The 21,614-nt window shown below is 74.7% G+C and carries 19 protein-coding genes; 10 read left to right on the top strand and 9 right to left on the bottom strand.

Going from position 1 to position 21,614, the window contains the following annotated elements; genetic code table 11:
- Positions 1-88: 88 nt before the first annotated feature.
- Positions 89-814, bottom strand: coding sequence for an NADPH-dependent F420 reductase (gene npdG / locus CRV15_RS20930; RefSeq protein WP_003956615.1), 726 nt, complete (start codon positions 812-814; stop codon positions 89-91).
- 152 nt (positions 815-966) lie between these two features.
- Between npdG and CRV15_RS20925 the strand changes: the two genes are divergently transcribed.
- Both CRV15_RS20925 and CRV15_RS20920 read left to right on the top strand, forming a co-directional pair.
- The gene (locus tag CRV15_RS20925) at positions 967-1,572 is read left to right on the top strand and encodes a hypothetical protein (RefSeq protein WP_003956616.1); all 606 of its coding nucleotides are present in this window, start codon (positions 967-969) and stop codon (positions 1,570-1,572) included.
- Between the two features lie 105 nt (positions 1,573-1,677).
- Positions 1,678-3,024: an MFS transporter gene (locus CRV15_RS20920; RefSeq protein WP_003960288.1), complete on the top strand. Its 1,347-nt coding sequence runs from the start codon at positions 1,678-1,680 to the stop codon at positions 3,022-3,024.
- 44 nt (positions 3,025-3,068) lie between these two features.
- Here the strand turns inward: CRV15_RS20920 and CRV15_RS20915 are convergent, their stop codons facing one another.
- The gene (locus CRV15_RS20915; RefSeq protein ID WP_003956619.1) at positions 3,069-3,302 is read right to left on the bottom strand and encodes a hypothetical protein; all 234 of its coding nucleotides are present in this window, start codon (positions 3,300-3,302) and stop codon (positions 3,069-3,071) included.
- Positions 3,303-3,361: 59 nt separating this feature from the next.
- Between CRV15_RS20915 and map the strand changes: the two genes are divergently transcribed.
- Both map and CRV15_RS20905 read left to right on the top strand, forming a co-directional pair.
- Positions 3,362-4,219 carry a type I methionyl aminopeptidase gene (gene map, locus CRV15_RS20910; protein WP_003956620.1) on the top strand — a complete coding sequence of 286 codons (858 nt, stop codon included), beginning with the start codon at positions 3,362-3,364 and terminating at the stop codon, positions 4,217-4,219.
- Between the two features lie 132 nt (positions 4,220-4,351).
- On the top strand, positions 4,352-5,026 hold the full coding sequence (locus tag CRV15_RS20905; protein ID WP_003960289.1) for a biliverdin-producing heme oxygenase: 675 nt from the start codon (positions 4,352-4,354) through the stop codon (positions 5,024-5,026).
- A 170-nt stretch (positions 5,027-5,196) separates the two neighbouring features.
- Here the strand turns inward: CRV15_RS20905 and CRV15_RS20895 are convergent, their stop codons facing one another.
- From CRV15_RS20895 to CRV15_RS20885, 3 genes are all read right to left on the bottom strand, one after another.
- The gene (locus tag CRV15_RS20895; protein ID WP_003960290.1) at positions 5,197-5,952 is read right to left on the bottom strand and encodes a PhzF family phenazine biosynthesis protein; all 756 of its coding nucleotides are present in this window, start codon (positions 5,950-5,952) and stop codon (positions 5,197-5,199) included.
- Positions 5,953-6,077: 125 nt separating this feature from the next.
- A complete protein-coding gene (locus CRV15_RS20890; RefSeq protein ID WP_003960291.1) occupies positions 6,078-7,850 on the bottom strand; it encodes an HtaA domain-containing protein in 1,773 nt (590 codons plus the stop codon).
- Positions 7,851-7,870: 20 nt separating this feature from the next.
- Positions 7,871-9,322 carry an HtaA domain-containing protein gene (locus CRV15_RS20885; RefSeq protein ID WP_009996029.1) on the bottom strand — a complete coding sequence of 484 codons (1,452 nt, stop codon included), beginning with the start codon at positions 9,320-9,322 and terminating at the stop codon, positions 7,871-7,873.
- Between the two features lie 482 nt (positions 9,323-9,804).
- Between CRV15_RS20885 and CRV15_RS20880 the strand changes: the two genes are divergently transcribed.
- The 4 genes from CRV15_RS20880 (at position 9,805) to CRV15_RS20865 (ending at position 13,833) form a co-directional block, all read left to right on the top strand.
- Positions 9,805-10,800, top strand: a complete 996-nt coding sequence (locus CRV15_RS20880) for a heme/hemin ABC transporter substrate-binding protein (protein WP_009996030.1) — start codon at positions 9,805-9,807, stop codon at positions 10,798-10,800.
- A 112-nt stretch (positions 10,801-10,912) separates the two neighbouring features.
- Positions 10,913-11,983, top strand: coding sequence for a FecCD family ABC transporter permease (locus CRV15_RS20875; RefSeq protein WP_003960295.1), 1,071 nt, complete (start codon positions 10,913-10,915; stop codon positions 11,981-11,983).
- Positions 11,980-12,849: a heme ABC transporter ATP-binding protein gene (locus tag CRV15_RS20870; protein WP_003960296.1), complete on the top strand. Its 870-nt coding sequence runs from the start codon at positions 11,980-11,982 to the stop codon at positions 12,847-12,849. The genes CRV15_RS20875 and CRV15_RS20870 overlap by 4 nt, the downstream gene beginning before the upstream one ends.
- A 156-nt stretch (positions 12,850-13,005) precedes the next feature.
- Complete coding sequence (locus tag CRV15_RS20865; RefSeq protein WP_003960297.1) at positions 13,006-13,833, top strand: hypothetical protein; 828 nt, start codon at positions 13,006-13,008, stop codon at positions 13,831-13,833.
- Between the two features lie 39 nt (positions 13,834-13,872).
- Here CRV15_RS20865 and CRV15_RS20860 read toward each other — a convergent pair whose 3' ends face one another.
- Together CRV15_RS20860 and CRV15_RS20855 are read right to left on the bottom strand one after the other, a co-directional pair.
- Positions 13,873-14,754, bottom strand: a complete 882-nt coding sequence (locus tag CRV15_RS20860) for a bifunctional DNA primase/polymerase (RefSeq protein WP_009996033.1) — start codon at positions 14,752-14,754, stop codon at positions 13,873-13,875.
- 322 nt (positions 14,755-15,076) lie between these two features.
- Positions 15,077-15,697, bottom strand: a complete 621-nt coding sequence (locus CRV15_RS20855; protein WP_009996035.1) for a TetR/AcrR family transcriptional regulator — start codon at positions 15,695-15,697, stop codon at positions 15,077-15,079.
- Between the two features lie 263 nt (positions 15,698-15,960).
- On the opposite strand from CRV15_RS20855, the gene ddaH reads away from it, so the two are divergent.
- Positions 15,961-16,785, top strand: a complete 825-nt coding sequence (gene ddaH / locus CRV15_RS20850) for a dimethylargininase (RefSeq protein ID WP_003960300.1) — start codon at positions 15,961-15,963, stop codon at positions 16,783-16,785.
- 132 nt (positions 16,786-16,917) lie between these two features.
- Here ddaH and CRV15_RS20845 read toward each other — a convergent pair whose 3' ends face one another.
- Positions 16,918-17,934: a small ribosomal subunit Rsm22 family protein gene (locus tag CRV15_RS20845; protein WP_003960301.1), complete on the bottom strand. Its 1,017-nt coding sequence runs from the start codon at positions 17,932-17,934 to the stop codon at positions 16,918-16,920.
- Between the two features lie 539 nt (positions 17,935-18,473).
- Here CRV15_RS20845 and CRV15_RS20840 point away from each other — a divergent pair.
- Entirely contained in the window at positions 18,474-19,886 is a 1,413-nt protein-coding gene (locus CRV15_RS20840; RefSeq protein ID WP_003960302.1) for a hypothetical protein, read from the top strand.
- 279 nt (positions 19,887-20,165) lie between these two features.
- Here the strand turns inward: CRV15_RS20840 and CRV15_RS20835 are convergent, their stop codons facing one another.
- Positions 20,166-21,551, bottom strand: coding sequence for a multidrug effflux MFS transporter (locus CRV15_RS20835; RefSeq protein ID WP_372461429.1), 1,386 nt, complete (start codon positions 21,549-21,551; stop codon positions 20,166-20,168).
- Between the last annotated feature and the right edge of the window lie 63 nt (positions 21,552-21,614).

The following is a 21,614-nucleotide window of genomic DNA, read 5'->3' as shown; positions in this document are numbered from 1 at the left end:
GTGTCCCCCATGCCCCGGCCGCCCGGACATCCGGCTCGCACGTTCCCGCGGGGCGCCCCGCAGGCGCGGGCCACCGGGGCGGGGCCGCTCAGATGTCGGTGACGCGCAGCCCGGCGTGCGCCTTGTGGCGGCGGTTCACCGAGATCAGATTCGCCACCAGCGACTCGACCTGGTGGGCGTTGCGCAGCCGCCCGGCGAAGACGCCCCGCATCCCGGGGATACGCCCCGCCAGCGCCTGCACGAGGTCGGTGTCGGCGCGGGACTCGCCCAGCACCATCACATCGGTGTCGATCTCGTCGATCGACGCGTCCTGGAGCAGCACCGCCGACAGATGGTGGAACGCGGCGGTGACCCGGGAGTCCGGCAGCAGCGCCGCGGCCTGCTCGGCGGCGCTCCCCTCCGCGGGCTTGAGCGCGTAGGCCCCCTTCTTGTCGAACCCGAGCGGGTTGACGCAGTCGACGACCAGCTTGCCGGTCAGCTCCTCGCGCAGCGCTTCGAGGGTCTTGGCGTGGCCGTCCCAGGGCACGGCCACGATGACGATGTCGCTGCGGCGCGCGCACTCGGCGTTGTCCGCGCCCTCGACGCCGAGACCCAGCTCCGCCGCCGCGCCCTCGGCGCGCTCCGCGGCCCGCGAGCCGATGATCACCTTCTGTCCGGCCCGGGCCAGCCGGTAGGCGAGGCCGCGCCCCTGGTCCCCGGTGCCGCCGAGCACGCCGACGACGAGCTGTGACACATCGGGCAGGTCCCACGGGTCCCTGGCCGCGGGCCTCGTCGTCGCCGCCGTGCTCGTGGGGTCGTTCTCAGTGGAAGTCATGGGCCGACCCTACTCGCTGGTAGAGGCGCCGGTCCGGGGGGTACCGGGAGCCGGTCCGGGGCGGCGGGGCGACGGTGGGCCGCATGCCCCGTACGGGTGAGCGGACGCCGACCGCCCGGCGCGCGGAGCGCCCGTACGGGAGAATCCGCGCCATGGATGCCGTACGGGTGGCGTTGCTGCGCGAGGTCCTGGCGGATACGGAATGGCCCGCGGCGACCCGGCGGTTCGCGGGGGTGCTGCGGTCGTCGGTGCTCCCGCAGGGCGGCGGTCTGCTGCTGGTGGGGACCGAGGAGTACGAGCCCTGGCATCTGGCCGCCCATCTGGTGGACGAGGCCGCGTGGTCGGGGCAGCCGGAGCTGGCCCCCACGCTGGTGCGCCACCGGGCCCGGGACGGGGACCCGGCCCATCTGTCGGTCGGCCTCTCCCGGCTGGAGACGGTGCGGCGTCGCGACACCCTGCTGGTGGTGGCCCCGGAACGGCCCGAGGACGCGCTCCTGGAGCGGATCTGCGACGCCCGCAGGGCGGGGGCGACGGTGCTGGCGCTCGGCGGCGGGGACCGGGTGCTGCCGGAGCTGGCGCACGAGGCGCTGACGGTGGCGTCCCCCAGCCCCCCGATCGATCTGGACATGGTGCAGCACCTGGTCAGCGCGGCGGCCGGGGAGAACAGCGTGCCGGGTGCCCGGGGGCGGCGCAGCTTCCGGGACCGGCTCTCCCGGCTGGTCGACCAGCTGACCTCGCCGCCCCCGCCGCGCTGGTAGCCCCGGGCCGGGCGGCCCCGCACCGGCGCCGACTCGCTTGCCCGGCCCCGCACCGGCGCTAATTCGCTTGCCCGGCCCCGCGGCCGGAACAGAGCATGGCCCGTTGTGACATCCAAGCTCTCCGCCGTGCTGCCCGACCTCTCCCCCTGGCGTTCGTCCCGCGACTTCCGGCTGTTGTGGGTGCAGGGGCTGATCGCCTACTTCGGCAGCTTCATGGCCATGATCGCGCTGCCGCTCCAGATCAAGGATCTGACGGAGTCGCCGCTCGCGGTCGGCGCCATGGGCGCGGTGGAGCTGGTGCCGCTGATCGTCTTCGGTCTGTACGGGGGAGCGCTCGCCGACGCGGGCGACCGGCGCAAGCTGATCGTCCGTACCGAGCTGGGCCTCGCGGTCCTGGCGGGGCTGCTGCTGGTGAACGCGATGCTGCCGGAGCCGATGCTGTGGCCGCTGTACGTGGTCGCGGCGGGCGTCTCGGCCATGGCCGGGCTCCAGCGCCCCGCGATCGACTCCCTCATGGCGCGGATCGTCCCGCACGACCAGCTCACCGCGGCGGCGGCGCTGAACAATCTGCGCTGGCAGTTCGGCGGTCTCGCGGGCCCCGCCGCGGCGGGCCTGGTGGTGGCCTGGTCGGGCCATGCCACGGCGTACGCGATGACGATCGTCACCTTCGGTGTCTCGGCGCTGCTGTGTCTGCGGCTGGCCCCGGCGCCCGCCGTCGAGGGTGCGGAGAAGCCCTCGCTGCGGGGCATCGTGGAGGGCGCGCGGTACGCCTGGTCACGGCCGGTGCTGCTGGGGACGTACGCGATCGACCTGGTGGCGATGTTCTTCGCCTTCCCGGTCGCGATATTCCCCTTCCTCGCCGACGACCTCGACGCCGAGTGGTCGCTCGGGCTGATGTTCTCGGCGATCGCGGGCGGCTCGCTGCTGCTGAGCCTGATGAGCGGCTGGACCTCCCGGGTGCGGCGGCACGGGCTGCTGGTGGTCTTCGGCGCGGGGATCTGGGGGCTCGCGATCGCGGCGGCGGGCTGGTTCGACAGCATCTGGCTGGTACTGCTCGCCCTGGCGGTGGCGGGCGCGGGCGACACGCTCAGCGGCCTGGGCCGGATGACCATCTGGAACCAGACGATCCCGGAGGAGCTGCGGGGCCGGCTGGCCGGGATAGAGGTGCTGTCGTACAGCGTCGGACCGCAGCTCGGGCAGGTCCGTTCGGGCGCGATGGCGGGGTGGACGGGCACCCGCGCGGCGATCTGGAGCGGCGGTGTGCTCTGTGTGGCGGGTGTGGCGCTGCTGGCGGCCGCGCTGCCCAGGCTGCTGCGGTACGACTCCGCCACGGACGAAGACGCGCTGCGCCGCAAGGCCCAGCAGGAGGCGGCCCTGGCGAAGGCGGCGGACGGGGGCGCGGCCGGTGCGGCGCCCGGCCCGGCGGCGGCCGGACGGCCCGCCGCCGGATGACCCACCGGGCGGGTCCGGCCCGGCGCCGCCGGGCGCCCCGGGTGTCAGGCGTCCGGCGGGTCCTCGCCCCGGGGGGCGTCCTTCCACCGGGGGTCGTTCTCCCACTCCTCGTTCCGCTCCCGCGCGGTCTCCATCGCGTGCGCGGCCTCCTCACGGGTCGCGTAAGGACCCAGCCGGTCGGCCGCCCGGCATTCCGGGCCCTCCTCCACCGTGCCGTGCTTCAGGCAGTAGTACCACTCGCCCGGCTTGCCCGCCTCGCGCCTCTTGAACAGGGCCATCGGGTGCTCCCTTCGTCTTCAGCCATGCTGCCCCACACCCCCTGGTTAGACTCGCTGGCATGTCTGGCCAGTCACTGCTCGTCCCGGGGACACTCTCCCCCGCCCGCTCCGTCCCCGCCGCCATCCGGCGCCCCGAATACGTCGGCAAGCCCGCCCCGACCCCGTACGCCGGGCCGGAGGTGCAGGACTCCGACACCATCGAGCGGATGCGGGTCGCGGGCCGTATCGCCGCCCAGGCGATGGAGGAGGCCGCCCGGCGCATCGCCCCCGGGGTGACCACGGACGAACTCGACCGGGTCGCCCATGAGTTCATGTGCGACCACGGGGCGTACCCCTCCACGCTGGGCTACCGGGGCTTCCCCAAGTCGCTCTGCGCCTCGGTCAACGAGGTCATCTGTCACGGCATCCCCGACTCCACGGTGCTGCGCGACGGCGACATCGTGAACCTCGACGTCACCGCGTACATCGACGGGGTGCACGGGGACAACAACGCCACCTACCTCTGCGGCGACGTGGACGAGGAGTCCCGCCTCCTGGTGGAGCGGACCAGGGAGTCCCTCGGCCGCGCCATCAAGGCCGTGAAGCCGGGCCGCCAGATCAATGTGATCGGACGGGTGATCGAGTCGTACGCCAAGCGGTTCGGCTACGGCGTGGTGCGCGACTTCACCGGGCACGGGATCAACTCCTCCTTCCACTCCGGTCTGATCATCCCGCACTACGACTCGCCGCACGCGACCACGGTGATCCAGCCGGGGATGACGTTCACCATCGAGCCCATGCTCACGCTCGGTACCCATGAGTACGACATGTGGGAGGACGGCTGGACGGTGGTCACGAAGGACCGCAGGCGCACCGCGCAGTTCGAGCACACGCTGGTGGTGACGGAGACCGGGGCCGAGATCCTGACCCTCCCCTGAGCCCCACCGGTTTTACCGACAAGGCGTCGACAAACCATTGACTTAGGTAAGCCTAAGTAGGATGATCGACGGCGGTACAGCCCTGCGCTGCCGCCGCCGTCGCACATCCGCCTGGTCCCGGAGGTCACCGCCTTGGACGCCACCACCGCCACCGTCGACACGTCGTTCTCCACCCTCCTGCGGGCCGCCTCCCTGGAGGAACACAAAAGGGTGAGCACCTCGCCCTTCATGAACGACCTGCTCGGCGGCCGACACGGCGTCGACGCGTTCGCGCGCTACACGGAGCAGCTCTGGTACGTGTACCGGGCGCTGGAGGAGACCGCCGAGACCCTGAAGGACTCCCCGGCGACCGGGCCGTTCATCCAGCCCCGGCTCTTCCGCACCGAGAGCCTGGAGCGGGATCTCGCCCATCTGCTGGGCGAGGAGTGGCGCGAGCGGTCGGCCCCGCTGCCCGAGACCCGCGCGTACGCGGAGCGGATACAGGAGTGCGCGCGCACCTGGGCGGGCGGCTACATCGCCCACCACTACACCCGCTACCTCGGCGACCTCGCCGGTGGCCAGGCCGTCCGCAGCCGCGCGGAACGGAACTGGGGCATCACCCACAAGGGTGACGGTGTGCGCTTCTACATCTTCGACGGGATAGCCAGCCCGCCCGTCTTCCGCCGTGAGTACCGGGAGCTGCTGGACGCGGTGACCGCCGACGAACTGGAGCAGCAGCGGGTCGTGGCGGAGTGCGTCCGGGCGTACGGCTTCAACGAGGCGATCCTTGTGGCGCTGGCGGCGGAGTTCCCGCTCAGCTCCGTGTGAGACGCGCGGCGGGCCCGGTCCGGGCCCGGGTCCTGACCTGATCGGGGCCGGGCTCGGGGCCGGGCCCGGTCCGGGCCCGGGTCCTGACCTGATCGGGGCCGGGCTCGGGGCCGGGCCGGGGCCGGGCTCGCGGCCGTACGCCCCGATCGGCGCGTCGGCCCCGTGACGCCTCAGCCCATCAGCCGCAGCGCGTCCGCGACGCTGAGCCTGCGGGCGGGGACGGGGGCCGGACCCTCCATCGCGCGTGCCGGGGCGGCGGCGGACGACGTGAGCCGTACCCGTCCGCCGATCTCCACCGTGCCGTCGGGGCCGGGGGCCGTCAGGATCTGCGACCCCCGGCCCTGAGTGATGTTCAGGGCCCGGCCCAGCCGCTCGGTGAGCAGCAGCGCGGCGGCGCCCGTCGCCTCGTCCTCGACGACCCCACCGGGGCGCCGGGGGAAGGCGCGCGCCCTGATCCGCCCCGCGGGCTCGTCCTCCCAGGCCCAGGCGTAGAGCCAGCCGTCCCCCGGCGGGGGCGAGGGCAGCGCGTCCACGGCCGCGGGGGTCGGGAAGCGCTCCAGGTTCCGGGGCGGCGCCCACTCGGGGCGCGCGGTGATCCAGGTGAACTCGCCGTCGCCACGGGCCCAGACGGTGCCCGCCGGAGGGTTCAGCTCCGCCAGGTCGAGCAGCCAGGCGGCGCCGACGAGGGGGTGTCCGGCGAAGGGCAGCCGGGCCCCGGGGGTGTAGATGTCCACGGTGCCGCGCTCGGGATCGTCGACGAACACGGTCTCACTGAAGCCGAGTTCGTCGGCGAGGGCCTGGCGCGCGGCCGGATCGGGGCAGGCCCGGGGGTCGCGGACGACGCCGAGGGCGTTGCCGTGCCGCCCGTCGGCGTCGCAGAAGACATGGAGTACGTCGAGGGACTGGCGCGGATCGCGTGCGTTCACGGGGGCATTGAAGCATCCGTTCCCCCGGTGACGTGCGCGCTTTTCCCGAACCTCGACGGGCCGCGGCCGTGTGCTCCCCGCGGGCGCGGCCCGATTCCGCCGTGGCGGACCCCGGACGTCCCGGCTCAGCCGCGGGTGGCCGTCCCCCGCCGCCGGACGAGGAGGACGGTCCCGGCACCGGCCGCGACGACGGCGGCCGAGGCGCCGATCAGGGCACCGGCGGGCAGGCCGGAGCCGGTGGCGGCCAGGGAGCCGGAGCCGGCCGCCGCGCCGTCGCCCGTCCCTCCGCCGACCGTGCCGCCGCCGACCGTGCCTCCGCCGGTGGTACCGCCCGTTCCGCCACCGCCGACCGCGCCGCCGGTGCCGTTCGTTCCGCCAGTACCGTTCGTTCCGCCGCTTCCGCCGGTGGTCCCGGTGCCGGAACCGGGCGGCAGCTCGGCGTCCTTGTCGAGCGAGACGGCGAGGTCGATCCGGTCCAGGGGCTCGTTCACCTGGTACATGCCCTCGAAGGGCCGGGTGGCCGCCTCGGTCAGCCTCGCCTGCGCGCCGGTCATCCGGACCACCCGGTCCTTGACGGCGAGCCCCCCGGCGGGGACCGTCACCGTACCGAGGGGGATGTCCCGGTGGTGCACCGTCTCCCCCGAGGTGCGGCTCTTGGTGGTGATGTCGGCGGACACCGTGCCCCGGGCTCCGTCGATCTTGATCTCGAAGCCGCTCATCCGCAGGTCGAGGGCCCAGACCCCGGTCTTGGGGTCCTGGTGGCCGCGGAAGCGCAGGCTGCCCCGGAAGGCGGCGTCGAGTGTGTTCCGCCTGGCGTCGAAGGTGCCCGTGGCCGTGGGGAAGCGGAAGCCCTCGCCGAGCTTCACCGCCCCGCCCGCCGGGTCGATCCGGCCCTGGGCGATGGGTCCGGTGACGTACTCCCGGAACCGCTTCAGCACACCCCAGTCGAGACGGCCGTCGGCGATCTGCCCGGTGGCCCGCGCGCGGGTCCCGCCCTGCTCGCGGGTCCCGCCCTGTTCGCCGGAGGACTCCGGTGACCCGTTTCCGGCGCCGGTGCCGTTTCCGGTGCCGGAAACGGAATCGGAGCCCTGGGAGGAGTCCGGGTCCCGCCCGGCGTCCGGTTCCGGCTTCGGGTCAGGGTCAGGAGCAGGCTCGGGGTCAGGCTTCGGCTTCGGGTCAGGGGCGGGCTCGGGGTCAGGAGCGGGGTCGGGGTCAGGGGCGGGCTCGGGGTCGATGGGGCCCGGCTCCGGGGGCCGGACCTCCCCCGCCCTGACGCTGAACGTCAACGGGTCGACCGCCTCGCCCGCCGGGTAACGGAACGCCGCCGCCCCCTCCGCCGTCAGCTTCGCCGGGAGCGCCGTGAAGACCATCGCCCCTCCCTCGCCCCCCGTGGGCCGGGAGGCGCCGGTCAGATCCACTTCGGCCACCGGAATGTCGTTCCGCTTCTCGCCGTCCACGGTGACATCGGCCTCGACGGTGCCGCGTGTCCCCGCCGTGCTCACCCTCACATCGGCGAGGACGAGCGAGAGCCGCGGGGTCCGGAACTCGACCTCCCCCGTGAACGCGGTACGGGTGCTGTGGTCGGCCAGGGTGTAGGTCCCCGTACCGCCGGTGAAGGTGAACGTTCCGTTCCGTGCCGCCTGGGTGGCGCCGTCCCGGGCCGTGATCGTGCCGCTCCTCGCCACATACGTCCGGAACGACTCCTTGAAGCCCCACTCCAGCACGCCGTCCCGGAGGCCGATGGCGGCCCCGGCGGGCGGCCCGCCCGTCCCACCCCGCACGTTCTGGGTGGCCGCACCGGCGGCGAACGCGGGGAGGGCGAGGGCACCGGCGCCGAGGGCGACGGCGGTGGCCGCCACCACGAGAGCGGCCGGGCGGCGTGAGGCGGGGGCTGACATGGGGGTACTCCTTGTGTCGATCAGTTGGGGGTCGTACGGCGGCGGCGTACGACGAGGAGGGCGGCGGCAGCGGCAGCGGCGAGGAGGGCCGCGCCCGCGGCGGCGAACACCCAGGTGCGGGAGGAGCCGTCGGCGGAGTCCGCCCGCTCCGCCGCGCCCGGGGACCCGGCGGTGGCGGCGGACCGCTGCCCGGCGGGCGCGGAGGGCGCGGCCGTCACGGGCCCGGCGGAGCTGTCGCTGCCCAGGTCGGGCAGTGCGGGCAGACGCACCCCCTCGTCCACCGCGACGGCGAGGGAGACCGGGTCCATCGCGGTGCCCGCCCGGTACATCGAGCCGAAGGCGCGGGCACCCGGCCCGGTGAGGGTGGCCGGGGCCTCGGTCAGGGCGATCAGACCGTTCTCCGGTGTGAAGTCGTCGGCCCGGAAGGTCACCAGCGGCACGGCCCGCTGGGTGCGGCCCGCCGAGGTGACGTCGGCGCTCAGCGTGCCCCGGCCCGAGCGCACGGCCGCGGTGACCTTGCCGAGGGTGAGGTCGAGATGGGCACCGGTGAAGCGCACGGAACCCGCGAACGAGGCCGTCAGGGTCCGCTTCCCCGCGTCGTAGGTGCCCGTCCCCTCCGGGAAGCGGAAGAGGGCTCCCCCGTCCTGTGCGCCGTCGTTCAGGGTCCACTCGCCCTGCGCGATCGAGCCGGTGACGTACTCGCGGAAGGTGCGCCGCACACCCCAGTCGACGGCGGCGTCGCGCACCGCGCCCGCCCCCGCCCCGGGCTTCGTCTGCTTCGGCGTCGCGGACGGCCGGGGCTCCGGCGGCGTGGACGGCCCGGGCTCCCGCTGCCGCGGGGCGCCCGCCGCCACGTCCACGCTGAGGCTGACCGGGTCGAGCGGGGTGCCCGCCGGGTAGAAGCCCGCGAAGGCCGTGGCCCCCTGCGCGGTGAGGGTGGCGGGGACCCGGGTGAGCGCGACGGGACTGGTGCCGCCCCGCATGTCGATGCCGGAGAGGTCGAGCGAGGCGAACGCCACCTGCCGGGCGGTGGTGACCTTCCCGGTGCCCCGGGCCTTGCTCACCATGTCGGCGTGGAGAGTGCCCTTCCCGCCGGAGATCCTGACGGTGGGACGGCTCAGCGAGAGGTCCAGCTCATGGCTGCCGTCGGGCGTGCGATGGCCGGTGAAGTGCACCCCGCCGCTGAACCGGGCCTCGAACGCGCCGCTGTCCGGGTCGTACGCCCCCTGCGCCGAGTGGAAGCGGAAGAGGCTCTGCCCGACCGTCGCGGACCCGCCCGTCAACCGGTAACCGCCGTTCGCGATCGGCCCGGTGACGTACTTCTGGAACGAGGACTTGAGCCCCCAGTCGAGCCGCCCGCCCTGGACCGTGCGATCGGCCGCCCAGACGGACGGGGCGGGGAGCGCCAGCGCTCCGAACAGGGCCGCGAGCAGCGCCGCGACCAACGCGCGGGCCGGTCTGAACGGCAGCATGGGGAATCCCTTCCAAGGGTGCGGCTGTGCTGGGCCGCAATACGGCGGAGGACAGCGGGATACGGCGGGAGACAGCGGGACATGGTGCGGCCGGGGCGGGGCGCGACGGGGGCGAGCAGCCCGGAGCGCACCCCCGACACCCTGGAAAAGCAAGGTAAGGCTAACCTAAGCTATACCTGGTCGATGCCGGTAGCCCCCTGCGTCCCGGTTCGCGTTCCCGAGTGCCGGTTCAGGCCAGGAACCCGAACTCCGGGACCCGATGGGAGAGTCCGGGGGCCAGGAGGTCCGGGGGCCAGGAGGTCCGGGAAGGTCCGGGGCGGTCCGGGCCCCTCCGGAAGCGGGCCGCCCCCGTCGGGCGGCTCGGCACAGACCGGGGGAACGCCCCCCAGCGCCTTCCGCATCCGGCGGGCGGCGGAACGGACAGGACGGTACTTCTGGTGCTTTCTCAGGGCCCGGCGCGCCGTGTGCGCGGATTCCGCCCGGTGGGCACGGTGTTGACCGTGCTCGCCCTCACCCTGGCGGCGAGCGGCTGCGGCGGCGGTGACTCCGCTCCGACCGCCGGGGCGGGGCAGCCGAAGACCTCCGCCGCGCCGGACCGGGTGGAGCCGCTGGGCCCCGCGCCCACCCCAGGACTGCCCGTCACGGTGGAGTCGGCGGACGGCCGGAAGACCACCGTCACCTCCACCGAACGGGTCGTTCCGCTCACCGGCTCGCTCAGCGAGATCGTCTTCACCCTCGGTCTCGGCGAGCGGGTCGTGGCCCGCGATGTCACGGCCACCTTCGAACAGGCCGCGAGCCTGCCCGTCGTGACGCGCGGCCACGACGTCTCCGCCGAGAGCGTGCTGTCGCTGCGGCCGACCCTGGTCCTGGCCGAGACGGTCTCCGGCCCTGCCGAGTCCCTGCGGCAGATCCGCGACGCGGGCATCCCGCTGCTCGTGGTGAAGGCCGCGAAGAGCCTCGCCGACGTCGGACCCCGGATCGACGCGGTGGCCCGGGCGCTCGGCGTACCCTCGGCGGGCGCGGAGCTGAAGAAGCGCACCGGGGACCGGATCGCGGCGGTCCAGAGGGACATCCCCGGGCCCGCCGGCGGCGAGAAGCCCCGGGTGGCCTTCCTCTATCTGCGGGGCACGGCCTCGGTGTACCTCCTCGGCGGGGCCGACTCCGGCGCCTCCTCGCTCCTGGAGGCGGCGGGCGCCGTCGACGCGGGCAAGGAGTCCGGGCTGACGAAGGACTTCACCGCGATCACCAGCGAGGCCCTGGCGAAGGCGGCGCCGGACGCGATCCTCGTCATGTCCAAGGGCCTGGACTCGGTGGGCGGCGTGGACGGCCTGGTGAAGATCCCGGGCGTGGCCCAGACCCCGGCGGGCATGGACCGCCGGGTGGTGTCCGTTCCGGACGGGGTGCTGCTGAACTACGGCCCGCGCACGGACCAGGTGCTCAGCTCCCTGGTGGAGCAGTTGTACGCGGACGGCCGCTGAGATGGCGACCGGGACGGACCCCCTGACCTCCTCCCCCGACCGGCCGGAACCGACACCGTCACCGTCACCGTCCCCATCCCCGGAACCGACACCGACACCGACACCGGAACCGATGCCGTCACCGTCCCCGGCACCGGCACGCGCGCGGGTCACGGGTCGCACCACCGCGTTCCTGCTCACCGCCGGGCTCCTCGTGGCGCTCGCCGCCGTCACGCTCGTCTCCGCCGGACACGGCGCGTACGACATCCCGCTCGGCGATGTCGTCGCCTCCGCCCGGCACCGCCTGGGCCTCGGCGGCACCCCGCTGGACCGTGTCGGCGAGAGCGTCCTGTGGAACGTCCGGCTGCCGCGCGTCGTCCTCGCCCTCCTCATCGGGGCGTCCCTCGGCTGCGCCGGGGCCCTGATGCAGGGCGTCTTCGGCAATCCGCTCGCCGAGCCCGGGATCATCGGCATCTCCGCCGGAGCCGCCGTGGGCGCGGTCGCGTCCATCGCGCTCGGGCTGACCTTCCTCGGCAACTGGACCGTGACGGTCTGCGCCTTCGCCGCCGGACTGGTGACCGTCGGCCTCGTCTACGCCCTCTCCCGCTCGGACGGCCGCAGCGAGATCGTCACCCTGATCCTCACCGGAATCGCGGTCAACGCCTTCGGCGGCGCCCTGATCGGACTCTTCATCTTCTTCGCCGACAACGCGCAGATCACACAGATCACCTTCTGGCAGCTCGGTTCGCTCTCCCAGGCGACCTGGCCCAAGGTGCTCGCGGTACTGCCCTGCACGGCGATCGGCCTGCTGATCGCCCCGTGCTACGCCCGCAGGCTGGATCTGCTCTCCCTCGGGGAGCGCCCCGCCCGCCATCTCGGTGTGGACGTGGAACGGATGCGGATCGTCCTCATCCTGGTGGTGGCGCTGCTCACGGCGGCGGCGGTCGCCGTCGCGGGCGTCATCACCTTCGTCGGACTGCTGGTGCCGCATCTGCTCCGGCTGGTGAACGGGCCGGGCCACCGCTTCCTCGTCCCCGGTTCCGCGCTCGGCGGCGCGCTGGTGCTCGCGGCGGGCGATCTGCTCGCCCGGACCGTCGCGGAACCGGCGGAGCTGCCCCTCGGAGTGCTCACCGCGCTCATCGGCAGCCCGTTCTTCTTCTGGCTGCTGCGCAGGACCCGTCGCAAACAAGGTGGTTGGGCATGAACGCCCTCGTCCGGACCCTTCTCGGCATCCGCCGCCGCACCCTGCCCGAGCGGCCCGCGCCCGGCGCCGAGCTGGCGGGCGCGACCGGGCTCCAGGTCCGCCTCGGCGGCCGTGCGGTGCTGACGGGGATCGATCTGACCGCCCGCGCGGGCGAGATCCTGGCGCTCGTCGGCCCCAACGGCGCCGGGAAGTCGACCCTCTTCGGCGCGCTCTCCGGCGATCTGCCCGCCCACCGGGGCTCGGTACGGATCGCGGGCCGCGCGGCCGGTGCGTGGACCCCCGCCGAACTCGCCCTGCGCCGGGCCGTGCTGCCGCAGACCGCCGTCCTCTCCTTCCCCTTCCCGGTGGCGGAGGTCGTCCGGATGGGACGAGCGCCCTGGGCGGGGACCGAACGGGAGGACGAGGACGAAGCGGCCGTCGCCGAGGCGCTGGCCGCGACCGGGACGGCCCCGTTCGCCGACCGTCCCTTCTCCGCCCTCTCCGGCGGGGAGCGCGCCCGGGTCGCGCTGGCCCGGGTGCTGGCCCAGCGCACCCCGCTGCTGCTGCTCGACGAGCCGACCGCCGCGCTGGACCTGCGCCACCAGGAACTCGTGCTGCGGGTCTGCCGCGAGCGCGCGGCGGCGGGGGACGGGGTGGTGGTCGTCCTGCACGATCTGGGGCTGGCCGCCGCCTACGCGGACCGGGTCGCCGTTCTGCACGAGGGGCGGATCGCCGCCGACGGCGACCCCGCCGATGTTCTGGGGGACGCGTTGCTGAGCCGGGTCTACCGGCAGCCCGTCGAGGTCTTCCCGCACCCCCGCTCGGGCGCGCCGGTGATCCTGCCGCGCCGCACACCTCGTACACCCCGCACCTTCCGCCGGCCGTGACGGCACCGGCCGTTCCGGCGGGCCGGACACTCCGGCCCGCCGGGAGCCCCGTCGCGAACCCCCCGCCCGCGTGGTCTGATCGTGGCCCGGCCGTCCGGCGGCCGGTCGTCCGGCGGTGTGCCGGACGGGTGACCACGGGGGCGGGGGTTCCACGAGGTGTTCGACAACTACCTCTTCGGGCTGTATCAGGGGCTCGTGGCGGGGACGGTGCTCGCCCTGCTCACCGCGCTCGCGGCGGCCCGGGGCCCTCGGCCGGGGCCCGGGGCGGTCCACCCGGTGTCGCGGGGCGCGGCGGTGGCGGCGGCGGTCGCCCTCCTCGTCGCACTGCTCCTGGAGTTCGCGTCGGCGGGCCCGACCCCCACGGCGCGGCAGGCGCTCACCGGCGCCCTGTCATCGGCCGCCGGGGCGGTGCTGCTGTGGACCGCGTTCCGGACGGGGCGGGCGGGGGCGGTGCCGTCCGCCCCCGGGCTGCTCGGCGCCGGGGCGCTGCTGGCCGTGGGGCAGCAGGGCCCGGAGCCCGCGCTCTACTTCTGGTCGGCGGTGCGCTCGGCGGCCGACCCGGCGGGCTCGGCGCTGCCGCTGGTGCTGACGCTGCTGGGGCTCGGCACGGCCGTCGGGCTCTGCGGGCTGTTCCTGATGGGGCTGCGGCGGCTGCCGCCTGCGGTCTTCCCCCGCGTGGCGGGGGCCGCGCTCGCCGTCCTCGCGGCGGGTCTGCTCGCCCGGGGCGCGGCGGCGCTCCAGGACGCGGGGCTGCTCGGCACCGGCATGGGCGCCGCGCCCGTGTTCGACCTCGGTCCGGTGCTGCCGCCGGACCGCCTGTACGGGACGGTCGTCACCGGTGTCCTCGGCCCGCCGACGGCTCCGGCGGCGCTCCCGTTCGCCCTCTGGTCACTGGGGCTGCTGGCCGCGCTCGCGCTCGCCCTGGCACCCGTGATCCGTTCCGCACTCCTCCGGTGTCGACCGGGCCCTACCGAAAGCGGCTGACCCCGGCTCGTACATCCGTGCCTTTGGCCATCCGCCGATTCAGCGACGCCCCATGGGCCGGGCGCCGCCCTGCGCGGCCTTTCCGGCGTAGGCACCGCTCCCGGAACCTCCGCCGCCGTCGGCTCCCGGAGCGTACTCGGCGTACTCCCCGTGGGCCGCGTACTCACCGTCCTCGGCGTACTCGGCGTACTCACCGGCCCGGACCTCGCCCGCGTACCGGGCGCAGGCGTCCGTCAGCGTCTCCAGCAGGGTCAGCGGGTCGGGCAGCGGGTGCTCGGGGCCCCGTACCCAGTGCACACCGTGGTCCCCGGGCAGCCGCGCGGGCGGTACGAGCACATAGCTGCCCCGGCAGTGCCAGCGCAGCCCGGGGTGCTCGTCCATGGTCTCCGGACGGCAGTCCAGCTCACAGGGCCACCATTCGTCCTCGTCCTCGGGCGTGCCCCGGGTCGCGGTGAAGAAGAGCACCCGGCCCTCCTCGCCCTCCCCGGTGGACTCGGCGACCGGGCCGATCTCGACCCCCTGGTCGAGCAGCCGCTCCAGCGCCTCCCGCCCCGCCTCCAGCGGCACGTCGAGCACATCGTGGACCATGCCCGTCGCGGTGATGAAGTTGGCCTGCGGCTGGGTGCCGGCCCAGCGCAGAATCTGTGCGCGGTCGGTCGTGGACTGGGTCTGCCAGGCGAAGGAGACGGGGTGCCGGCCCGGGATCGGACAGCCGATCCGCTCACAGGAACACCGGTACGCCACGGGGTACGCGGCGGGCGCCAGCGGCATTCCGGCCTCGGCGACGGCGAGCAGCATCTGTTCGCGACGGGAGTCGTCGGCAGCGGTGTCCTTGGGGCGTCTGCGCAGCCATCGGGGCAGGCGCAGCTCCCAGGCCGGTCTGTCCTCGGAGCCGATGTACCGGCTTTTACCGTCGCCCATCTATCCCCTCACAGCTCACGCTCGCCCCACGTGGTCCCTACCATCGTCCCACCATCCTGCGCCGTGGGCGTCCACCCTTCCCCACCGGGGGGTGGACGGCGTGGCCCGGCCGGGGGCCGGGGCCGGGGCTCCGTGTCCCCGTACGCCCCCGGTACGCCCCTGGCGCGCCACCTGTGGGTACGCCCCTCCTACGGTTCCGGCCCGGCGCCGGTTCAAGCCGTTCCCGATTCCGGCCCCGATCCGGCCCCGATCCGGCCCCGATCCGGTCCGGTCCCATTCGTCCCGTTCTCCTCCGTCCCGTTTCCATTCGTCCCGCCCGAGGTCAGTCGCGGGGCGCGAGGCCGTACAGGGCGTAGTCGACGAGTGTGTCCGCGTATGCGTGCGTCAGCGGCAGGGTGCGCAGCAGCCAGCGGTGGGTGATCGGGCCGACGAGGAGTTCGAGGGCCGTGCGGTGGTCGAGCCCGGGGCGGATGTCACCGGCCTCCTCGGCGGCGCGCAGCCGCCGCACATAGAGCTGGAGCTGCGGTTCGAGCAGCTTCTCGACGAACTGCGCGCCGAGCCCGGCGTCGATGACCCCCTCGGCGGCCAGGGCGCGGGCGGGCGCGTCGAAGACCGGGTTGTTCATCTCGTCGACGGTGGCGCGCAGCACCAGCCGGAGATCGGCGGCGAGGTCACCGGTGTCGGGGATCTCCGGCTCCGCACCCTCGGGGACGCCCTCCGCCGTCTGCTCGGCCAGGTCGAGGAACGCCTCCATCAGCACGGCGGCCTTCGAGGGCCACCAGCGGTAGATCGTCTGCTTGCCGACCCCGGCGCGGGAGGCGATGCCCTCGATGGTGGTGCGGCCGTAGCCGATCTCGGTGACGAGCGCGAGCGCGGCCTCGTGGATGGCCCGGCGGGACCGCTCGCTGCGGCGGCGGGAATCGGGGGATCTGGTGTCGTTCACACCAGTCAATCTAGCAATGCGGAAACCGAGACGTATCGTCTCTATTCGGGCGGCGGCGGAACGGCGGCGACCAGGTCGGCCGGGCCCGTGGCGGACCACCGGAGCCCTCCCCGGCGCCCCGGGTCATCACGGGGTGAACCGTTGCGATGTCGCCGCCGTTCCGTGAGGTGCCCCCGTCCCGGCGGGCCCCACCATGACTCCACGCACGCAGACCGCGTGCCCGCTGTCGCAGTCGTCGCAGTCGTAAGTGAGGGGAGCCCTCATTGCGCTCATCGCTCCGTGACTCGTCGCCGCGTCACTATCTGATGTGCCCACCCACGCACTTCGGAGTGACGTACTCCATCAACCCATGGATGGACCCGGCGAAACCCGTCGATCTGCCCCTGGCCATGAACCAGTGGAAGGATCTGCGGAACCGTTACCGCGCGCTCGGCCACACCGTCGAGCTGCTCGAACCCCGTTCGGACCTGCCCGACATGGTCTTCGCCGCGAACGGCGCGACCGTGGTCGACGGCAGGGTACTCCTCGCCCGTTTCGCCCACCGGGAACGCGCGGGCGAGGCCGCCGCCCATCTCGACTGGTTCCGGACGAACGGCTGGGCCACGATCCACGAGCCCTCCCACATCAACGAGGGCGAGGGCGACTTCGCCGTCACCGCCTCCTGGGTGCTGGCCGGGCGGGGCTTCCGCTCCAGCCCGCTCTCGCACGGGGAGGCTCAGGAGTTCTTCGGACGGCCGGTGATCGGCCTCGATCTGGTGGACCCGCGCTACTACCACCTCGACACGGCGCTGTGCGTCCTCGACGACGCGGCGGACGAGATCATGTACTACCCGGACGCCTTCTCCCCCGGCAGCCGCGCCGCCCTGCGCCGGATCTTCCCCGGCGCCCTGATCGCCCGCGAGGCGGACGCGGCGGCCTTCGGCCTGAACGCGGTGAGCGACGGCCGCCATGTGCTGCTGCCCCCGGCGGCGGTAGGGCTGTACGGGCCGCTGCGGGAACGGGGGTACGAGCCGATCGGTGTGGATCTCGGCGAGCTGCTGAAGGGGGGCGGCAGCGTGAAGTGCTGCACACAGGAACTGCGGCGGTGAGCCGGGCGCGCCGGGCGGGGGCCGCCCCTCCGCCCGGCGCGTCCCCGGAAAGGCTCTCCCCACGGGCCCGGTGTCCGGCGGTATCTGTCGGGGTCAGTCGGTGTCAGTCAGGTCAGTCGGTGTCTGTCGGGGTCAGTCGGTGGGCAGGGGCCAGGGGTCGCCCCACTCGGCGTCGCGGGCGGCCTTGTACAGCGGACCCTGGCGCTTGGTCACGGTGGTGCGGGAGAGGGTCTCGTCCGCCGAGCAGAGGTCGAGGAGGACCAGGCCCTTGCGGATCTGGGGCTTGCGGGTGACCCGGTCCGTCGCGGGCGTCACGGGGAAGCGGGTCGCGGCCACATAGCTGAACTTCTCGTCCTCGTACGGCAACGAACCGCCCTTGACCTGCCGGTGCAGCGAGGAACGGCTGACCCGGGCCGAGAAGTGGCACCAGTCCGAACCGGGGACGATGGGGCACGCGGAGCTGTGCGGGCAGGGCGCGGCGACGGTCATCCCGGCGGCGATGAGCTGATCGCGGGCGGCGATGATCCGTGCGTAGCCGTCGGGGGTGCCGGGCTCGACGATCACGACGGCCCGCGCGGCGCGGGCGGCCTCGGCGACGACGGCGGCACGGTCGCCCTCGGTCAGCTCCTTGAGCACATAGGACACCGTCACCAGATCGGTGTCCTCGATGCTGATCGACGCGCTGATCCGGGCGCGCTCCCAGCGGGCGGCGCGCAGCGCGGGCACGCCGGACGCCCGGGCCAGCTCCTGTCCCAGCGCGAGCGCGGGCTGCGCCCAGTCGAGCACGGCGGTCTGCGGCACGGGCCCCTGCCCGGTGGACTCGTCCTCCCACGCCTCGGCCACGGCCCAGCTCGCGGCGCCCGTCCCGCCGCCGATGTCGGTGTGCGTCGCGGGAACCCACCCGGGCGCGGCCTCCCGCAGCTCCCCGAGCGCGGCCCGCACCGCCTCGAACGTCGCGGGCATCCGGTAGGCGGCGTACGCGGCGACATCGGAACGGTCCCGCAGCACGGGCGCGTCGGTCGGGGTCGTCCCCCGATAGTTCGCGATCAGCCGCTCGACGGCCTGCGCCGCCTGGGTGGGCGGCAGCCCGTCGAGCAGTCCGGCGAGAGCGGCGCGCAGTGTTTCGGCGGCGGAAAGGGTGGAGGACACCGACTGATTCTAGGCACCCGACCCGGGCGAATCGGGCACACCCTTCCCCCGCACCCCGAGGGCATGACCCGCCTCCCCTTTCCCGACCCCCCGAAGGCCGACGAACCGGCATGAACCGCCACGCCCCGAAACCGGACCGGGCCACGGAAGTACGAAAGTGTGGAAGTGCGGGAGTACGGACGCCGACCCCGCGACCCGGCCGGAAGACGTCCCGGCACCGGACCCACCGGACCCACGGGACCTGCCGGAGCCGCCGGAGCGAAGACGTACCGGCACCGGCCCGGGGCGGAGCACCCGGGCTGCCGGGCTTCTGGACGTCCAGGCTTCTGGACGTCCGGGCTTCCGGCTTCCGGGCTCCCGCGCTTCCGGAGGTGCGGGACCGGTGTGAAGTGCCTCTGCAGTCAAGGTCATTGCTACGCTGCCGAGGGGGGCGCACACGGAAGGTGAGGGATGGTCCGGGTGCGGCGGGTGGCCCCTCATCCGTATCGCCGGAAGTCCGTATCGCCGGGGGCGGCGACCGACGAGGGCCGAGGGGGGCCATGACACTGCGGCGCGTCCTGCGCATGGTCCTGGTGGCCGGGGTCGTCGTCCTGGCGCTGGTGCTTCTGCTGTCCCTCGGCGGCAAGGGGAACAGCGGCGGGGGCGAGAGCCGCGACCCGGCGCGGACCCACGGCGACCGGCGGGAGGCCGGGCCGCTCGCGCGGCCGACGCCGCCGCCCGGCTACGCCGCCGCGCACCGCTGGGAGACCGGCGCCGTCTCCCTTGAGTACGCGCTCGCCCCGTCCACCGGCCGGATCGCCCATCTGGAACGGGTGCCCGGCGGCGACGGCGACCGGTTCCGGGTGCGCGCACGTGATCTGGCCACCGGGCGGACGAGCTGGACCGGCGCGGTCCTCCGCCCGGTGGGCGCCGCCGGGGACCCCGGCGCGACGGCGGACAGCGACGCAGCGGACGGCACCGCCGGGGAGGCCGCCGTCCCCTATCCCCGGCTGCTCCCCGTCGCCAAGGAGGGACGGGAGTACTTCGCCGTCTGGTCCTTCGGCCGCACCAACCCCTTCGGTGACGCCGACCGTGCCGGTCCCGGGGGAACCGGCGTCGTCCTGGAGCTGTACGCCGCCGCCGACGGCCGTCACCGGCAGGTCGAACTGCCCTGGCCCGACGCCCCCGCCGTCTCCGGCGACGGCCCCGGGGTCCTGGTCACCGACGGCGGCACCCGCAGCGCGGTCGTGGACCCGGCCTCCGGTGAGGTGTCGGAGATCCGGGGGAAGGCGCTCGGCTACCCCCGGGGCTGCGCGGGCTGCCGCAGACTGACCGAGGTGCGCGGGCTCACCGCGCGGGGCCTGCTGGTGGGCGGCGAGTCCGGCTTCTGGGTACGGGGCGGCTGGTACAGCGCCCGGGTGGCCCCGCCCGGCGCCGCGCCCTCCTCCGGGGTCGCGGCCGCCGTGGCCCCCGGGCATCTGCTGGCGAAGTGGCGCCCGGCGCCGGGACGGCCGGACGCCCGGACCCATGAGATCTGGGCGGTGCACGACACCCGGACCGGCCGGGTGCTGGCGAGCACGCGCTGCCACCGCCCGGAGATCGAACCCGGCGAGCACCCCCGGGCGGCGCTCGCCCCCGGCGGCGGCCATCTCGTCGCCGGGCATCTCGCCTTCGACCTCCGGCGGAAGAAGGGCTACTGCTTCGACCAGTCCGACGGCGCCCCGCCCCTGGTGCTGACCACGGTCACCGACACCGGCACGGCGTACGGCGCGGTCAACGCGCGGGGCCCGGTGGACGCCCTCGCGGGCGGCGGCTCCCCCGTCGAACTCGCCCTCCCGCAGGGCTCCGGCCCCCGCCCGCTCCCGCCCCAGCTGCGGCTCCCGGCGGCGGAGGCCGCCGGTCTCGCCCTGCTGACCTGGACGGACTCCGCCGACAACGTCCGTATGACGGCGTTCCCCCGCACGCCCCGCTGAGCCCGCCCCGGGCCCGGCAGCGGGGCACGCGCCGCGCGGCGGGCCAGGCACCGGACGACAGACGGCACCGGCGGGCGGCACGCGGCAGACAACGGGCGACAGACGGCAGACGGCAGACGGCAGACGGCAAGCAGCAGGCCACCCGGCGCACAGCGGGCACCAGGCGGCGGGCAGCACACGCCGGGCACCGGGCACCGGCCAGCACGCGGCAGCGGCGGCAGCGGCAGCGGCAGCGGCAAGCAGCGGGTACCAGGCCGCAAACCGGTACCCGCCCGCCCGTTACGGCTGCCGCGCCCCGGCACCCCGGCCCCAGGGACGGCACAGCACCAGCAGACATCCGACCGCCGCCAGCCCGCACCCGAGCTGCACCACCGCCATCGGTACGGCCGTCTTCTCCCCCGCTATGCCGACGAGGGGCGCCGCCAGCGCCCCGGTCAGGAAGGACGCCGTCCCCATCAGCGCCGACGCGGTCCCGGCCGCGTGCGGGGCGCGGCCCAGCGCGCGGGCGGTGATGTTCGGGGACACCAGGCCGAGGGAGGCCATCAGGGCGAAGAGCCCGGCGGAGACCCCGAACAGACCGGGCTCCCCGAAGACCCCGGCGGTCATCAGCAGCAGCGCGAGCGCGGACAGTGTGAGGACCGCGAGCCCGACGGCGAGCGCGGTGTCCAGGTCCACCCGGCCGACCAGCACCCGCCCGTTGAGCTGGGCGACGGCGGTCAGCCCGATCGAGTTGACCGCGAAGAGCAGGCTGAACGTCTGCGCGGACGCGCCGTAGATGTCCTGCACCACGAACGGCGACGCCGATATGTACGCGAACAGCGCGGCGAACGCGAACCCGCCGACGAGGACGTACCCGGTGAAGGTCCGGTCCGCGAGCAGCCCGCGCATCGTGCGCAGCGCCGTGCCGACCCCTCCGCCGTGCCGCTGTTCCGCCGGCAGGGTCTCCGGCAGCCAGCGCACCACCACCAGGGTCAGCAGCACCCCGACGACGGCGAGCACGGCGAAGATCCCTCGCCAGTCGGTGAACCGCAACACCTGCGCCCCGATCACGGGCGCGATCACCGGCGCGACACCGGATATCAGCATGAGCGTGGAGAAGAAACGGGCCATCTCCTCGCCCTCGTACAGATCGCGTACGACGGCGCGGGCGATGACGATGCCCGCCGCGCCCGCGAGGCCCTGGAGCAGCCGGAAGCCGATGAGCAGCCCGGCGGAGGGGGCCAGCGCGCACAGGGCGGTGGCGACGACGTAGACCGCCATCCCGGCGAGCAGCGGGCGGCGGCGTCCCCACCGGTCGCTCATGGGTCCGACGACGAGCTGTCCCAGGGCCATGCCGAGGAGGCAGGCCGTGAGGGTGAGCTGAAGGGTGGCGGCGGGGGCGGAGAGGGATTCGGTGACGGCGGGAAGCGCCGGGAGGTACATGTCCATGGAGAGCGGCGGGAGCGCGGTGAGCCCGCCGAGGACAAGGGTGACGAGCAGCCCGGCCCGCCGGGCCGTGGCCGGTGCGACGGCCGGGGCGGCGGGTCCGGTGCCCCGGCGCGTGCCGGGGCGCTGTCCCGGGACGGTCCGGCCGGTGCCGCCCGGGGCGCCGGCGGGGCCGGTCCCTCCGGTCGCGCCGGCCGTACCGGACGGGTCGGTCGCACTGGTCGGCGTGTTGGTCTTCATGCTGGTCGTGCCTGTCTGTTCGGCTCCGTCGGCTCCGCCGCCGCCACCCATCGGTTCTCCAGT

It is taken from the genome of Streptomyces clavuligerus, assembly GCF_005519465.1.
Lineage (GTDB): Bacteria > Actinomycetota > Actinomycetes > Streptomycetales > Streptomycetaceae > Streptomyces > Streptomyces clavuligerus.
The sequence above is the reverse complement of the archived record's forward strand: the minus strand, read 5'-3'. Positions and strand labels throughout refer to the sequence as shown.

Excerpts from the sequence above, each read along its gene's own strand:
- npdG (WP_003956615.1), bottom strand. The coding sequence starts at position 814 with ATGACTTCCACTGAGAACGACCCCACGAGCACGGCGGCGACGACGAGG.
- CRV15_RS20925 (WP_003956616.1), top strand. The coding sequence starts at position 967 with ATGGATGCCGTACGGGTGGCGTTGCTGCGCGAGGTCCTGGCGGATACG.
- CRV15_RS20915 (WP_003956619.1), bottom strand. The coding sequence starts at position 3,302 with ATGGCCCTGTTCAAGAGGCGCGAGGCGGGCAAGCCGGGCGAGTGGTAC.
- map (WP_003956620.1), top strand. The coding sequence starts at position 3,362 with ATGTCTGGCCAGTCACTGCTCGTCCCGGGGACACTCTCCCCCGCCCGC.
- CRV15_RS20890 (WP_003960291.1), bottom strand. The coding sequence starts at position 7,850 with ATGTCAGCCCCCGCCTCACGCCGCCCGGCCGCTCTCGTGGTGGCGGCC.
- CRV15_RS20885 (WP_009996029.1), bottom strand. The coding sequence starts at position 9,322 with ATGCTGCCGTTCAGACCGGCCCGCGCGTTGGTCGCGGCGCTGCTCGCG.
- CRV15_RS20875 (WP_003960295.1), top strand. The coding sequence starts at position 10,913 with ATGCCGTCACCGTCCCCGGCACCGGCACGCGCGCGGGTCACGGGTCGC.
- CRV15_RS20870 (WP_003960296.1), top strand. The coding sequence starts at position 11,980 with ATGAACGCCCTCGTCCGGACCCTTCTCGGCATCCGCCGCCGCACCCTG.
- CRV15_RS20860 (WP_009996033.1), bottom strand. The coding sequence starts at position 14,754 with ATGGGCGACGGTAAAAGCCGGTACATCGGCTCCGAGGACAGACCGGCC.
- CRV15_RS20840 (WP_003960302.1), top strand. The coding sequence starts at position 18,474 with ATGACACTGCGGCGCGTCCTGCGCATGGTCCTGGTGGCCGGGGTCGTC.
- CRV15_RS20835 (WP_372461429.1), bottom strand. The coding sequence starts at position 21,551 with ATGAAGACCAACACGCCGACCAGTGCGACCGACCCGTCCGGTACGGCC.